Raw genomic sequence first — 14415 nt, forward strand, 5'->3', positions numbered from 1 at the left:
CCATGTCCGACACCCCCGCCGATCCGACCGAAGCCGCCCGCCCCCTGACGCAGGACGGCCCGCCCCTGCGCCTCTACCTGATCGACGCCTCGGCCTACATCTTCCGCGCCTACCACGCCCTTCCGCCCCTGACCCGCAAGTCCGATGGTCTGCCGGTCGGGGCGGTGCAGGGCTATTGCAACATGCTCTGGAAGCTATTGCAGGACATGCAGGGGTCGGACGGGCCGACGCACCTGGCGGCGATTTTCGATCATTCGGAGAAGACGTTCCGGAATGCGCTGTACGACCAGTACAAGGCGCATCGGCCGCCGCCGCCGGAGGACCTCATTCCGCAGTTTCCGCTGGTCAGGGAGGCGACGGCGGCGTTTGGCGTCCACTGCGTCGAGCTGGCGGGCTATGAAGCGGACGATCTGATCGCGACCTATGCCTGCAAGGCCAGGGCGGCGGGCGGCGAGGCCGTCATCGTGTCCTCCGACAAGGACCTCATGCAGCTGATCGGCGACGGCGTCGTGATGTTCGATCCGATGAAGGACCGCAGGCTGGCCGAAGACGCGGTCATGGAGAAGTTCGGGGTCACCCCGGACAAGATGGTCGATCTTCAGGCCCTGATCGGCGACAGCGTCGACAACGTCCCCGGCGCCCCCGGCATCGGCCCCAAGACCGCGGCCCAGCTGCTGGACGAATACGGTGACCTGGACACCCTGCTGGAGCGCGCCGGCGAGATCAAACAGCCCAAGCGCCGCGAGACCCTGATCAACTTCAAGGACCAGATCCTGCTGAGCCGCGAGCTGGTCCGCCTGACCTGCGACGCCCCGGCGCCCGAGCCGATCGAGGACTTCGCCGTCCGCGACCCGGACCCCGCCACCCTCTCGGCTTTCCTCGACCAGATGGAGTTCCGCTCGCTGGCCCGCCGCGTCGGCGACGGCAAGACCTCCGACCACGACGGCCAGGCCTTCACCGCCCCCCAGAACCGCGCCGCGCCCAAAATCCCCCAACTCGGCGCGCCGGTCATCTCCCCGCGCTATGCCCCCAAGGCCGTCAACGCCGACGTCGAGGCCCATGTCTTCGACCACGAGTCCTACGCCTGCATTCAGGACCTCGAGGCCCTGGACGCCTTCATCGCCCGCGCGACCGAGGCGGGGGTCGTGGGCTTCGATACCGAGACGGATTCGCTCAGCGCGACCCACGCGGGCCTGTGCGGGGTGTCGCTGGCCATCGGGCCGAACGACGCCTGCTATGTGCCGTTGACGCATGAGCATGAGCCGATGGCGGGGTCGGGGGGGCTCGATTTCGGGGATGCGCCCGACGCCAGAGAGCCCTTGCAGCAGCTGGACAAGCCGACGGTGCTCCTCCGGCTGAAGGCGCTGCTGGAGAACCCGGCGGTGCTGAAGGTGACCCAGAACGGCAAATACGACATCGCCGTCATGGCGCGCAGGGGCATCGCCGTCGCCCCGACCGACGACACCATGCTGATCTCCTACGTCCTCGAAGGCGGCCTGCACGGCCACGGCATGGACGAGCTGGCCCGCCTCCATCTGGCCCACGACCCCATCCCGTTCAAGACCGTCGCGGGCACGGGCAAGGCCCAGAAATCCTTCAAACATGTCGAACTGAAACCGGCCACCGCCTATGCCGCCGAGGACGCCGACGTCACCTTACGTCTGTGGCGCATCCTCAAGCCCCGTCTGGCCAAGGAAGGCCTGACCACCGTCTATGAGACGCTGGAACGCGGCATGCCCACGACCCTGTCGAAGATGGAGCTGGAGGGTATCCGCGTCGATCCCGAACGCCTGCGCCGCCTCTCCAGCGAGTTCGGCATCCGCATGGCCGAGCTGGAGACCGAGGCCCACGAGATCGCCGGCCGCCCCTTCTCGATCGGCAGCCCCAAACAGATCGGCGAGCTTCTGTTCGGCGAAATGAACCTGACCGGCGGCAAGAAGACCGCCTCGGGCCAGTGGGAGACCGGCGCCGCCACGCTGGAGGCCCTGGCCGAGACCCACCCCCTGCCCCGCGCCATCCTCGACTGGCGCCAGCTCTCAAAGCTCAAGGGCACCTATACCGACGCCCTGGTCGCCGCCATGGACGAGGCCACCGACCGCGTCCACACCAGCTATCAGCTGGCCGCCGCCACCACCGGCCGCCTCGCCTCCTCCGACCCCAATCTGCAGAACATCCCGGTCCGCAACGAGATCGGCCGCCAGATCCGTCAGGCCTTCATCGCCGCCCCCGGCAATGTCCTGATTTCAGCCGACTACAGCCAGATCGAGCTGCGCCTGCTGGCCCATATCGGCGACATCCCCGAGCTGAAACGCGCCTTCAAGGCCGGGCTCGACATCCACGCGGCCACCGCGTCCGAGATGTTCGGCGTCCCCGTCGAGGGCATGCCGTCCGAGACGCGGCGCCGCGCCAAGGCGATCAATTTCGGCATCGTCTACGGCATCTCGGCCTTCGGCCTGGCCGCCCAGCTGGGCATCGATCAGGGCGAGGCCGGCGCCTATATCAAGACCTATTTCGAGCGCTTCCCCGGCATTCGCGATTACATGGACAGGACCAAGGCCGAGGTCCGCCGGCAGGGCTTCGTCTCCACCGTCTTCGGCCGCAAGATCCACATCCCGGCCATCCATTCCAAATCGGGCGCCGAGCGCCAGTTCGGCGAACGCGCCGCCATCAACGCCCCCATCCAGGGCGCCGCCGCCGACATCATCCGCCGCGCCATGATGCGGATGCACGCGGCCCTGGCCGAGGCCGGGCTAGGCGAAGTGAAGATGCTGCTTCAGGTCCACGACGAACTGGTCTTCGAGGCGCCGGAAGGTCTGGCGGAGAAGGCCATGGTCGTGATCCGCCGCGTCATGGAGACGGCGGACGAACCGGCCGTGAAGCTGTCCGTGCCGCTGGTGGTGGATGCGCGGGCCGCGAAGAACTGGGACGAGGCGCACTAGGCGGCGGGCCTGCTCTCCACACGGGTCGACATTGCCTCGCTCGCTCTTAAGGTTAAGCTACAACCTTGAGGGAGGAACGAAAATCATGCTGTCTGAAGTGGTGAGCGCGACAAATGCTTTGGAAGGCTTCGCGACATTTATAGAAGAATACTGGACTGAGCAGCCATACCATTTGGCGATCGGCGGCTGGAATATGCCACCCCTTAGTAGAGACGATATGGCTAACCGAGCCCGCCGGTTAGCTCACAGGCTGTCTCAACAGAGCGATGAGAGTTTTGACGCGGCAGCGAGAGGTCAACTCTCCAGATTGCCTGAGCAAATTTCATGGTTTCAAGCAAATACTGTGCCACAGATAACAGGCTCAGCACCTCAGGTACTGGCGAACTTCGAGATAATAATCTCCAACATTGAGTCCTTATCGACGAGCGACACCCCTAATTGGGAAGCGATCGATGACAAGAGCTTGGTTCCTCACAATATAGCTCGAAGAATACGAAATTTAGAAGCAGCAATTACTCGTCTAGAACCTCGCACAGCCGAGATGGATGATCAAGTCGCACGCATAAACGAAGCCCACGCAGCGGCCCTCGACCTTCCAACGGACCTACAATCGCTGAAGGAAGCTAGAGACGAGATTGTTTCATATTCAGAATCCGCATCAAATTACTCAAATAAGATTCAAGAAAGCTTTCAATCTTCTCTTCTAGACATAGATTCAATATCTAGACAGGAGTCGGAAGCTAAAAAGCTAATATCTAACATTGAAGCCGCGTACAGCGCAGCCACTACCGCTGGACTGGCTGCGTCGTTTACGGAAAGAGCATCACAACTCAATAGATCGACTTGGATTTGGGTTGCATTTCTATTTACAGCCTTGAGTGCCGGAGGGTATCTAGGATATTTCAGACTAAAATCTCTCCAAGACTTGATATCTGCGCAATCAATCGATCATGAATGGGTTTGGTTAAACGCGGGCATGTCAATATTCGCTATTGCCGCGCCGGTTTGGTTTGCTTGGCTGGCAACGAGGCAAATCGGGCAGAGATTCCGGCTAGCCGAAGACTATGCTTTTAAGGCCTCCGTAGCGCGCGCCTATGAGGGATACCGTAAGGAGGCAGCTCGACTAGACCCAGAACTTGAAGCTCGGTTATTTGCGTCTGCCTTAGATCGACTCGAAGAAGCACCACTGCGCTTTCTGTCGATGGAAGAGCACAGCAGTCCCTACGAGTCGCTGTTGGCCTCCGCTGGCTTTCAAAGGGCACTGGAAAAAATACCAGACCTTCGAGCGACAGTCGTCGCGTTACTGAACCGGACGGATCCAAATCAACAGACGAAAGCCCATTCAACAACAGAATAAGCCGCTCAATCCGCGTCACGGCTGCAGACGTCGTTTCAATGGCAGAGCTAACCAAGGACGGCGAAAAATAATTGGGCCATGCGAACGGAGTTCGCATGGCCCAAAATGTTCATGCACATTCAGGCAAAGAAAGTAAGTTGTCGTTCCATTTGCCGTCTGCGTAGGTCCGAACGTATTTGCCGCTCGGCCCATTCACGACACCGATATCGCCGCGATTGCCGTTCACCTTGGTATAGAAGGTGTTCGTCTTGGCCTCGATCGAGGAAATGACCTGCTCTCGAGTCCACTTCCAAGTGCTACCGCCGAGATGCGTGATGCCCTCATGGGTATTATCGCGCGGCGTTTTGTTGATGCAGGTGACATGCACGTCTGCCATGTTTGATATCCTGTTGTGATGGAACGGCGGCCCGGATTTCCGAGCCGCCGCATTGTTATCTATGCCCGGGACGCGGCACGGTCGGGTACGACGGCCGATGGGGCGTTGAGGGAACCGAAGGCCGCGAAGGGAACGGGACGTTCGGCACGAGAGGGCGTTGCGGAATTTGAACCATCACACTGACCTCAGCGGGTGCTGTTGGGAGTGCGATGGGTCGGCTTCCACGTCGAACCCGGCGCGGTCGTCGGCGGGAGCCGGTGATTGTCCGGCACCGCCGCATAGTTGGGTTTGGAGCCGCCACGCGGCCCCACCTCTTGGAAGATGCCGCCATTGCGGCCGGTATTGGATCCAGGCTTGAAGCCCATTGTCGTAGTCTCCGGTATGAATCCTCCACGGGATTCACATTGAAAAGGAGACGCTGTGGACAACCCGTCTTGCGTGCTAAGCCCGCGCGAGCGAAGTGATTCGCACAGCGTCATATCTCGGTGCTGTCGAGAGGGGGGCGGTCGGTCCTCGGCCTCAGAAACTTTGGCCCGCCGCTCCTCTCAGTCTTCTTGGCATCCTCCTGCTCATGCAGGCCCCCACCCAGAAAATAATGTTGCTAGTTCGTTCGCTGAGCCTCCTCGGCAACGGTGTTCAATGAAACTGCAGCTAAGGCGCCTTTCGTAGCGAGTCTAGACGAAAGCGACGCCTTACCCACAACATGTTGTGGTCGACGGATTGTTAACCGACCATACGTGTGGCTGGCGGCCCAATTGAACGTCGATTCGGCAGTTGAAGGTAGTCCGGGGGGATTCCTACTGAAGGTTGCTCATAGGGGGGGTTGGATGCCCCCGTCCAAATCCGCCAGCCATCATAACTCGGCCTCCCAATCCCAAACCCCGCCTGGGTTTGCGCTTTTCCCGGCCGCTGAGCCCGCCTGAGGGGGCGGGGGCCTTATCCTTTGGGGATGGGGAAGCATTTCAATTCGAAGCATGACGACGCGGCGTGGCGGGCTCTGTTCGGGCGCTGGCATGCGGGGAGGACTCGCGCGCTGAGGGCCGAGGCCGGGGTCTCGGCGGACACCTGGTCGGCGCATGCGAAGCGGCTGGGGATGCGGATCGGGGACCTGCCCGAGGGGCATCCCGCGAGGCGCGGGGCGCCGGCGTTTACGGATCGGGCGGATGAGTATCGGCATCCGAACAGCCGGCTGACCGAGGGGCAGTGGCGGGCTCTGTTCGCCCTGAGGGCGGCGGGGACGCCGGATACGGTTCTGGTGGTGCGGTTCGGGGTGAAGGCGGCGACGATCTGTTCGCAGGCGGAGGCGCGGGGATCCGGCGGGCGGATTTGCGGGCGGGGGTGAGCGGAGAGACGGTGTCGCCCCCTCCGTCACGACGCGAAGATGCGTCGCGCCACCTCCCCACGGAGTGGGGAGGAGACGGCGGGGGTCTGCGGTGGACGCGGTGTCGCCCCCTCCGTCACGGGCCGAAGGGGAGCCGGGCTGCGTCCCCATGCCGGAGGCACGGGGAGGAGACTTTGTGGGTCCGCCTCGGCCTGTGATCGATCCCGGGAATCCGGAACGGACGCGGGCGGCGCTCAGGGTGCAGATCGCGGAGATGGCGGAGCGCAGGGACTATCGCGGGATCACGGACGCCTGTGGGGCGGATGCGGCGATGGACAAATTCTTTCAGAGGGCGGAGGCGCGGGGGACTCACGCGGATCGCCCCTCCACCCCCACCGGTCGCTGCGCGACCGGCCCTCCACCCCTTCGGGGTCCCCCTCCCCATCAGAGATGGGAAGGATATGCGGTCCCCCTCCCCACTGCGTGGGGAGGAGACGACGCAGCTCATCCTGCGACCCCAGCAGCGGGCGCCGGGGGAACTGGTCGACGTGGTTGTTTCTGGGCGGGCGCGGGGCGGGCAAGACGCTGGCGGGGGCGTCATGGATCTCGGACATGGCGGAGCGGTGCGGGCGGCTGGCCCTGATCGGGGCGACGCTGCATGACGCGCGCGAGGTGATGATCGGGGGCCGTCGGGGATACTGAGCCTGCCGCGGTGGCGGGTGAAGGGGAGTGGCCCGTCTATCAGGCGTCGCGGCGGCGGCTGGTGTGTTTCCCGGCGGGGCGGAGGCGTTCGTGTTTTCGGCCGAGGACCCGGATTCGCTGAGAGGCCCGCAGTTCGCGGCGGCTTGGGCGGATGAGTTCTGCGCCTGGCGGGACGGGGGCGAGGTATTGGCCATGGTGCGGATGGGGTTGCGGTTGCCGCTGCGATCCGCCCCGTCGCCGCTTGGCGATGGGGAGGGGGACCGCGAAGCGGTGGAGGGGCAGGAAGCGCGTGCGGCCGGCCCCTCCACCACCCGCGAAGACGCGGGCGGTCCCCCTCCCCGTCGCGAGAGCGACGGGGAGGATTGCGCCCCTCGCTTATGCGTCACCACCACGCCCCGGCCGACGGCGGCGTTGAAGGCTCTGCGGGCGGAGGCCTCGTGCAGGCAGAGCCACGCCCCGACGCAGGACAATGCGGCGAACCTGGCGCCGGCGTTTCTGGAGGGGCTGCAGGCGCTCTATGGCGGGACGCGGCGGGCGGCGCAGGAGCTGGAGGGGCTGGTGGTGGAGCCGGAGGGCGGGCTCTTCACGGCGGAGATGATGAGCGCGGCAAGGGAGGAGACGACCACCTCCCGGGGCTCAAGTAGCCCGAAGGGCGGTAGCCCCTACGAAAAGATCGTCGTTGCCGTCGATCCGACGGCAACGATGTCGGGCAACGCCTGCGGGATCGTGGTGGTGGCGCGGGCCGGAGAGCGGGCCGTGGTGCTGGCGGACCGGTCGGCAAGGGGTTGTCGCCCGAGGGCTGGGCGCGAAGGGCTCTGGCGGCGGCGAGCGAGTTCGGGGCGGGCGAGATCGTCGCCGAGGTCAATCAGGGCGGGGAGATGGTGCGGGCGGTGCTGGAGGCGGCGGGCCTAAACTCTGAAGGGTTGCGGGGTCAGGCTTGCGGTTCCGGCCGGTGCGAGCGACCTCGGGCAAGCGGGCGCGGGCCGAGCCGGTGGCGGCGCTGTACGAACAGGGGCGGGTGCGGCACGCGGGGGTGTTTTCAGCCCTGGAGGAGGAACTGATGGCCTTCGGCTCGGAGGACGAGGGGCGGTATGACCTGGACCGCGCGGACGCCCTGGTCTGGGGCGTGACGGCCCTGCTGCTGGGGCAGCGCGGAGAGGGGCCGAGGATACGGTCGCTGGACTTCGGCGTGACGCCGAGGGGGATTTCAGCGCCGCAAACGTGGCCGGCAGGACCGGCGTGGGGTTGACCCCTCCACCACCCGCGAAGACGCGGGCGGTCCCCCTCCCCACTTCGTGGAGAGGTTATGCCGCGACCATGCGGTCGACCTCGTTCACCAGATCGCGCAGGTGAACGGGTTTCGAGAGCACACTTTCGCCTGCGGCGACGCCTGGGCGGCCGAGAGGGCGACGGCGGCGAAGCCGGTGATGAACATGATGCGCAGGCCGGGCATGCGGGCGGCGGCGACGCGGGCCACCTCGATGCCGTCGGCGCCGGGCATGACGATGTCGGTCAGCAAGAGGTCGTAGGGGCCGTGCTCGAGGGCGTCGATGGCGTCGTCGCCGTTCTCGCAATCGACCACCGTGTGGCCCGCGCGCTCGAGCGCCCGGGTCAGGAAGCCGCGCAGGGAGGCGTCGTCTTCCGCCAGAAGTATGCGCGCCATCGTTGCCTTCCCCACGTTCGAGAACGCAGACCTTATGCCCCCAAGCGTAAACCGCCCATGAAAATCACCGTTGGGGCGAACGAAGGCAGGGGACGGGCCGGTGGACGGGCTGTGGACGAGCGGGGAAATCGGCTATGCGGGAAGGATGACGCCGGACGCCCTCCCCTTCAGCCTGAGCCTGCCCGAAGGAGAGCGGGGGCCGTTCGTCTTCGCCTCGCCGCATTCGGGGGCGGGGGTTCCGGAGGACATGGGGGCGGCGGCGGGGCTGTCGGAGGCCTCGCTGAGGAGCGCCGAGGACGTGGGGGTGGACCGGCTGGTCGCCTCGGGGCCCCGGCGGGGCGCGCCCCTGATCGCGGGGCGGTTCAGCCGCTCCTGGGTTGACCTGAACCGCGCGCCCGAGGAGCTGGATCCGGCCCTGATCGAGGGACTGGAGGCCGGTGAGGTGTCTGCGAAGACGGCGGCGGGGTTCGGGGTGATCCCCAGAAAGGCCGGCGACGGCGTGGCCCTGTACGACCGGCGGCTGATGCTGGCGGAGGCCAGGGCCCGGCTGGCCCTGGCCCATACGCCCTATCATGCGGCCCTGGGCGAGCTGATGCGGGCGGCGCACGCGCGGCATGGACTGGCGGTGCTGGTCGACTGGCATTCGATGCCGTCGCGGGCGGTGCGGGGCGGGGCGAGGGGCGCGGCCGGACCCGACGTCATCCTGGGCGACAGGCACGGCACGGCCTGCGCCAGCGGGCTGACCCGCAAGCTCAGGACGCTGTTCGAAGCGGCGGGCTGGCGCGTCGGGCTGAACCAGCCCTATGCGGGAGGCTATACGACCCAGATCTGGGGCCGGCCGGACGAGGGGTATCAGGCGATCCAGATCGAGCTGAACCGGGCGCTCTACCTCGACGAGACGACGCTGGAGCCGGGGCCGGGCTACGGCCGCTGCAAGGCCGTGCTGGACGGGGTCATCGCGGCTCTTTGCGCCGCCGACGATGGCGCGTGGCGGGCGAGCGAACGAGGGCAGTGACGTCAAGGGCGGCCTCGGCGTCGGGCTGGCCCCGGCGGTCCTGGGCGCGGATCTCGGCGAAGGTCGCGTCGGGCGCGGTGCGGGCGAGGAACCGCAGCCGCTCGACCCAGCCGGGGATCATGGCCACCACGATCCCGACCGCATCCGCGGCCAGTTCAAGCAGCGACAGGCTGCGGCCGGTCAGGGCCTGAAGCGTCTCGGACATGACCGCGATCAGCAGGGCGACGAGGGCGATGTCGCCGCGCCGCCATCCGGGGGCGATCGCGAACAGGCCGGTGACGATCCAGAAGAAGGCGATGGCGTGGGCCGGACCGTCGGTCAGGCCGAACACCCGCTCCAGCCCGTGGAAAGGCCCCAGGATCACGACCGCCAGACCGAGCCCGCAGACGGCGGCGGTCGGACGCAGAATCCGGAGGACCCGGTTGGGGGTAAGGAGAGACGGCGTCAACACGCGGGTAAAATCCTGAAGACCGAACCTCAGGTTACGCAAGCGATGTCCAATGCGCCATGAAGCGGCGTGGTGAATTCGACGTTAAAACGCACCCAAACGCCGGGCGCGGAACGAAAAAAAGGCCGCGCCATACCGGCGCGGCCATGAAAGTCTATAGGGAGGAAACGCCCAGGAAGGGCAAGACGCCCGGAGGCGTCGAAGGTCAATCTAGGTTGCGATGCACAATGCGTCAACCATTCAATCCGCGCATCGGATCACGGGTTGTTACCGTAATTTGCCTCACCTGACGTAAGGTAACCGGTGTCCATGCACGAATCGGACCCGAAACGGGTGGGATCACGCGATGCGTGATGCTGCAGCGCAAAATAGCTGTGCCGTTCAGCGGGGATCGTTTTCGCCCGGGATGCTGGAAAGGGCACCGGGGAAGCCGCCCGCTCGCGCTTCCTCGGCCTCAAGCATGCGTCGGGCCTCGCGAATGGCCCGGGCCGCGGGCGAGGCGGCCTGACGCCACGCCAGGAGGCTGAAGGCCGAGACCACCGCCGCCGCCAGCCACACCGGGCCGAACAGCCAGGCCCCGGCGGCGAGGGCGAAGTAATAGCCGCGCACGCCCTGGCTGAAGGAGGCCAGGGCCGGATTGAGCACCCGGGCCGTGGCCTCGCCGAAGGCGACCTTGTCGCCGGGCTGATGGATCTCGGGCGCGGCGCCGATCAGGGCCAGCGCATAGTTCATCTGGCGCAGGGACCAGATAAAATCGAGCAGACCGCGCGCCAGACAGGCGAGGATCAGCGCCAGCTTGGCCTCCAGCAGCCGGACCGGCACGGCCTCGGCCCCGACCGAGGCGAAGGCCCGAAGCGCGTTCTCGCCGCCGAACAGCACCCCGCCGACGGCCGCGATCAGCAGCAGGTTGGAGGAGGCGAAAAAGGAACCGGAGTTGATCGAATGGCCCAGAAGCTGGCTGTCCAGCAGCCGCAGATCCCGATGGGTCATGGCCGTCATCCAGGCGCGCCGGATGGTCAGCATATCCTCGTTCAGGGCGCCGCTTCGCCGCGCCAGAAGCTTGAGCAGCGGGTCATAGCCCAGCCAGCACACGATGAAGAGCGCAAGCGCAGCCCAGTCAGTGGTGGTCATTCAGGTCTCGTCCGCGCAGCCTAGCGAGGAACCGTACCGCAAGTGGAACGTCCTGTCAGGGATGCCGACTTGCCCGAAACGGCCGGTCGGACTATGACGCCCGACACTTCGCAGATGCACAATCCGAGCACATCATGAACATCGACGCCATTCCCGTCGGCCCGAACCCACCCTGGGACCTGAACGTCATCATCGAGATCCCGCAAGGCGGTCTGCCGGTGAAGTACGAAATGGACAAGGACTCCGGCGCCCTGTTCGTCGACCGTTTCCTGCACACCGCCATGTACTACCCGGGCAACTACGGCTTCGTGCCGCACACCCTGGCCGACGATGGCGACCCCTGCGACGTCATGGTGCTGAATCCTTCGCCGGTGGTGCCGGGCTGCGTGATCCGCTGCCGCCCCATCGGCGTGCTGCGCATGGTCGACGAGGCTGGCGGCGACGACAAGATCCTGGCCGTGCCGGTCGACAAGCTGAACCCCTACTACACCGACATTGCCAGCTATCGTCAGCTGCCGATGATCCTGGTCGAGCAGATCGAGCACTTCTTCACCCGCTACAAGGATCTGGAGAAGAACAAGTCGGTGACCGTGAAGGGCTGGGGCGACGCCGGCGAGGCCGCCGCCCTGATCGCCGAGGGCATGCGCGCCCACGACGAGGCCCAGAAGGCCAAGAAGAGCGGCGCCGCCAACGCGGCCTGATCCCTTTTTCAGCCTGACGAGATCGACGCCCCCCGAGTTCCGCTCCGGGGGCGCTTTCGTATCCGCCGCGGGGCCCTGTTGGCTGACTCTGCGTGTCCGGACACGATTTCGGGACTGTCCGGACAGGCTATTGATTGCGTGAAGCGCCGGCGAGGGACCCGATGCGGCCATGACCGAGATCACCGAACCCACCAGCCCGTCCTCTGGCCCCTTCCCTGCTCCCTCCTCCGCTCCGGGCGCTTCCGCGCGCGCAGAATGGACCGAGATCGTCAAGACCGTGGCCATCGCCCTGGCCCTGTCGATGGTGCTGAGGGTGCTGCTGTTCCAGCCCTTCACCATCCCCTCGTCGTCGATGGAGCCGGGGCTGGTGACCGGGGACTATATCGTCGTGTCCAAGTTCAGTTACGGCTGGAGCCGGGCGTCCCTGCCCTTCAACCTGCCGCTGATCCCCGGGAACGGGCGGCTGCTGGGCCACGGACCGGCGCGCGGCGATGTGGTGGTGTTCCGCCTGCCGCGCGATCCGAAGCAGACCTGGGTCAAGCGGGTCATCGGCCTGCCCGGCGACCGGGTGCAGGTGACGGGCGGCGCAGTGTCGGTCAATGGCGTAGTCATCCCCCAGACGGCGGAAGGCCTGACCCGTGATTTCGACGCGCCGCTGCGCGAGGTGCTGCAGGTGCGGGAAACCCAGCCGTCGGGCAAGACCTATGTCACCTACGACGGCGGGTCGGGCCTGCCGGGCGACGACACGGGCGTCTATCTCGTGCCGGCCGGAAACTATTTCATGATGGGCGACAACCGCGACAACTCGCTGGACAGCCGCTGGCCGGGAACGGTGGGCGTCGGCCTGCTGCCGGCGAAGAACATCATCGGCAAGGCCGAGATCGTGGTCGGCTCGTGGAACGAGGGCGCCGCCCTGATCAAGCCCTGGACCTGGCTGAACCTGCGCGGGAACCGGTTCTTCAAACCGATCCACTGAAGTCAGCAAGATCGGTCGAGCGCGCGCGGCCGCCGTCGTTCAGGTAAGCATCGTCACGAGGATGCGAGGACGATGACGGCGACGCTGACCCCATACATGGCCCGGATGGCCCGGGTGCTGGATCATATCGACCGGCGCCTGGACGGCGATCTGGACCTGGAGAGCGTCAGCGCCGTCGCGGCGTTTTCCAAATTCCATTTCCATCGGCAGTTCCGGGCGACCTTCGGCCTGTCGCTTCACCGCTACGTCCAGCTGGCCCGCCTGAGACAGGCCTCGAAACGGCTGGCGGACGTGGGCGGGGCCAGCGTCACCGACATCGCCCTGGACGCCGGTTACGAGACGCCCGACGCCTTCGCCCGCGCCTTTCGCCAGAGGCTGGGACAGTCGCCGTCGGACTTCCGGAAATCTCCCGCCTGGGAGCCGTGGCTCGCGGCCTTTTCGCCGCTCAACTCAGCCCGGAGCCAGATCATGCCCCAGACCTTCACCGCCGCCGACGTCGTCATCCGCGAGGTCGCCCCGACCCGGGTCGCGATCTTCGAACACCGGGGCGACCCGGAGACCCTGGACCAGACCATCCAGCGCTTCATCGCCTGGCGGAAGTCGCAGGGGCTGTCGCCCGCCAACAGCACCACCTTCAACATCTGGCACACCGAGCGCCGACCGGCGAACCCGGCCGATTATCGCATGGAGCTGTGCGTCGGCCTTCCCGCCGGAAGCGACATCGCGATCGCTGGAGAGGGTGTGCGCGAGGGCGAAATCCCCGGCGGCCGCTGCGCCGTGCTGAGGGTCACCGGCGACACCCACAACCTGGAGCCCGCCGCCCTGTTCCTGTACCGCGACTGGCTGCCCGACAGCGGCGAGGAGATGCGCGACTTCCCCGTCTACTGCCAACGCTTCTTCCTCGAAGCCCCGGAACAGGGCACGGCGGCGGAGGTGCATCTGCCGTTGCGGTGAGGCGCTAACCCGCCCGGAACTCCGCATAGCTGACCACGCCGTCGTGGTTGCGGTCGAGGCGATCGAAGGCCGCGCGGGGGGCGGTGGCGGCATGCGAGGTCTGGGCCAGCGAAGGGGCGGCGACGGCGCCGATGGCGAGGCCTGCGGCGGCGGCGGCGAAGGCCTGCCACAGGCTGACGCGAGGACGGCGCGATGGCCCGGCGATCTCGCCGTCGATGAAGCGACGAACGGCCTCCGAGGCCGTGCGGCCTTCGGTCTGGCAGCGCGCCATGAAGGCGGTCTTGGTCTGGTGAGGCAGCCGGATCTCGAGCGTCTCGCTCTTCTTCGGCGACAACTGGCGGGTCATCGGGTGCGTCCTGTGGCGGGCTTTCGCGGAGTGAAGCTCCGATCGTGACGCGCCGCCAGTTTAAAATCGGTCATGCGCGACGCGATCAGCGCCGAAGGCCCAACCCGCAGACATGTCGAGTGTCCGAGAAGGGTGGAAAGCGGCCCTTGCTCGCACCTCAACTTTAAACAATCATTGCGGCTGGGAGGACGTTCGATGCGTCAGAGCCGACAGGGATGGATCGGGCTTGGCACGGCCTTCGTGTTCTTGCTCGCCATGGTCTACGCGCTGTTCTTCATTTCGGGATATCGAAACGGGCAGGATGCGGCGATGCGGGACAATCAGTCCGCAATGGCGTCCAACTCCTGAAGGCCAGACGACGACAGCGGGTCGGAAGCAGCTGTCGCGAGCGAGCCCGGAAGCGGACCCTCGCCAGCGGGTGGCAGACCCCGAAACACATCCTCCGCCAACTCGCCACGCCTCACGGCCTCCCCACGCGACGCGTGG

General features: G+C 66.2%; 15 protein-coding genes and 1 pseudogene. 10 read left to right on the plus strand and 6 right to left on the minus strand.

All coding sequences use genetic code 11. The annotated features are described in order from the left end of the window. Positions 1–2: 2 nt before the first annotated feature. Positions 3–2939: a DNA polymerase I gene (gene polA / locus IFJ75_RS14680; protein WP_207868947.1), complete on the plus strand. Its 2937-nt coding sequence runs from the start codon at positions 3–5 to the stop codon at positions 2937–2939. Between the two features lie 85 nt (positions 2940–3024). Beyond that, positions 3025–4296: a hypothetical protein gene (locus IFJ75_RS14685; protein ID WP_207868949.1), complete on the plus strand. Its 1272-nt coding sequence runs from the start codon at positions 3025–3027 to the stop codon at positions 4294–4296. Between the two features lie 109 nt (positions 4297–4405). Here IFJ75_RS14685 and IFJ75_RS14690 read toward each other — a convergent pair whose 3' ends face one another. Next, on the minus strand, positions 4406–4672 hold the full coding sequence (locus IFJ75_RS14690) for a DUF3892 domain-containing protein (RefSeq protein WP_207868951.1): 267 nt from the start codon (positions 4670–4672) through the stop codon (positions 4406–4408). Between the two features lie 185 nt (positions 4673–4857). Beyond that, positions 4858–5037, minus strand: a complete 180-nt coding sequence (locus tag IFJ75_RS14695) for a YjzC family protein (RefSeq protein WP_207868953.1) — start codon at positions 5035–5037, stop codon at positions 4858–4860. Between the two features lie 584 nt (positions 5038–5621). Between IFJ75_RS14695 and IFJ75_RS14700 the strand changes: the two genes are divergently transcribed. The 3 genes from IFJ75_RS14700 to IFJ75_RS19770 all read left to right on the plus strand — a co-directional run bounded on the left by IFJ75_RS14700 (position 5622) and on the right by IFJ75_RS19770 (position 7944). Then, positions 5622–6014: a hypothetical protein gene (locus tag IFJ75_RS14700; protein WP_207868954.1), complete on the plus strand. Its 393-nt coding sequence runs from the start codon at positions 5622–5624 to the stop codon at positions 6012–6014. A 771-nt stretch (positions 6015–6785) separates the two neighbouring features. Beyond that, the gene (locus IFJ75_RS20225) at positions 6786–7607 is read left to right on the plus strand and encodes a hypothetical protein (protein ID WP_404822046.1); all 822 of its coding nucleotides are present in this window, start codon (positions 6786–6788) and stop codon (positions 7605–7607) included. A 25-nt stretch (positions 7608–7632) separates the two neighbouring features. Next, positions 7633–7944: a phage terminase large subunit family protein gene (locus IFJ75_RS19770; RefSeq protein ID WP_225896840.1), complete on the plus strand. Its 312-nt coding sequence runs from the start codon at positions 7633–7635 to the stop codon at positions 7942–7944. 55 nt (positions 7945–7999) lie between these two features. On the opposite strand, the pseudogene cpdR reads toward IFJ75_RS19770, so the two are convergent. Then, positions 8000–8358 (minus strand): annotated as a pseudogene (gene cpdR, locus IFJ75_RS14710) (cell cycle two-component system response regulator CpdR). Between the two features lie 145 nt (positions 8359–8503). Between cpdR and IFJ75_RS14715 the strand changes: the two are divergent. Further along, positions 8504–9373 carry an N-formylglutamate amidohydrolase gene (locus IFJ75_RS14715; protein ID WP_207868955.1) on the plus strand — a complete coding sequence of 290 codons (870 nt, stop codon included), beginning with the start codon at positions 8504–8506 and terminating at the stop codon, positions 9371–9373. Here the strand turns inward: IFJ75_RS14715 and IFJ75_RS14720 are convergent. Together IFJ75_RS14720 and IFJ75_RS14725 are read right to left on the minus strand one after the other, a co-directional pair. Continuing rightward, positions 9312–9821 (minus strand): VanZ family protein, encoded by a 510-nt coding sequence (locus IFJ75_RS14720; protein ID WP_207868957.1) that lies wholly within the window; start codon positions 9819–9821, stop codon positions 9312–9314. The genes IFJ75_RS14715 and IFJ75_RS14720 overlap by 62 nt on opposite strands. 381 nt (positions 9822–10202) lie before the next feature. Continuing rightward, complete coding sequence (locus tag IFJ75_RS14725) at positions 10203–10952, minus strand: DUF599 domain-containing protein (RefSeq protein ID WP_207868959.1); 750 nt, start codon at positions 10950–10952, stop codon at positions 10203–10205. A 134-nt stretch (positions 10953–11086) separates the two neighbouring features. Between IFJ75_RS14725 and ppa the strand changes: the two genes are divergently transcribed. The 3 genes from ppa (at position 11087) to IFJ75_RS14740 (ending at position 13583) form a co-directional block, all read left to right on the plus strand. Further along, positions 11087–11653 (plus strand): inorganic diphosphatase, encoded by a 567-nt coding sequence (gene ppa / locus IFJ75_RS14730; protein ID WP_207868961.1) that lies wholly within the window; start codon positions 11087–11089, stop codon positions 11651–11653. A gap of 169 nt (positions 11654–11822) precedes the next feature. Then, a complete protein-coding gene (lepB, locus tag IFJ75_RS14735) occupies positions 11823–12629 on the plus strand; it encodes a signal peptidase I (protein WP_207868963.1) in 807 nt (268 codons plus the stop codon). Between the two features lie 72 nt (positions 12630–12701). After that, positions 12702–13583 carry an AraC family transcriptional regulator gene (locus IFJ75_RS14740; RefSeq protein ID WP_207868965.1) on the plus strand — a complete coding sequence of 294 codons (882 nt, stop codon included), beginning with the start codon at positions 12702–12704 and terminating at the stop codon, positions 13581–13583. Positions 13584–13587: 4 nt separating this feature from the next. Here IFJ75_RS14740 and IFJ75_RS14745 read toward each other — a convergent pair whose 3' ends face one another. Beyond that, a complete protein-coding gene (locus IFJ75_RS14745) occupies positions 13588–13929 on the minus strand; it encodes an EF-hand domain-containing protein (RefSeq protein WP_207868967.1) in 342 nt (113 codons plus the stop codon). Positions 13930–14001: 72 nt separating this feature from the next. On the opposite strand from IFJ75_RS14745, the gene IFJ75_RS14750 reads away from it, so the two are divergent. After that, positions 14002–14277, plus strand: coding sequence for a hypothetical protein (locus IFJ75_RS14750; protein ID WP_207868969.1), 276 nt, complete (start codon positions 14002–14004; stop codon positions 14275–14277). The last annotated feature ends 138 nt before the right edge of the window (positions 14278–14415 follow it).

The organism is Brevundimonas goettingensis (genome assembly GCF_017487405.1).
In the GTDB taxonomy this organism is placed as follows: Bacteria; Pseudomonadota; Alphaproteobacteria; order Caulobacterales; family Caulobacteraceae; genus Brevundimonas; species Brevundimonas goettingensis.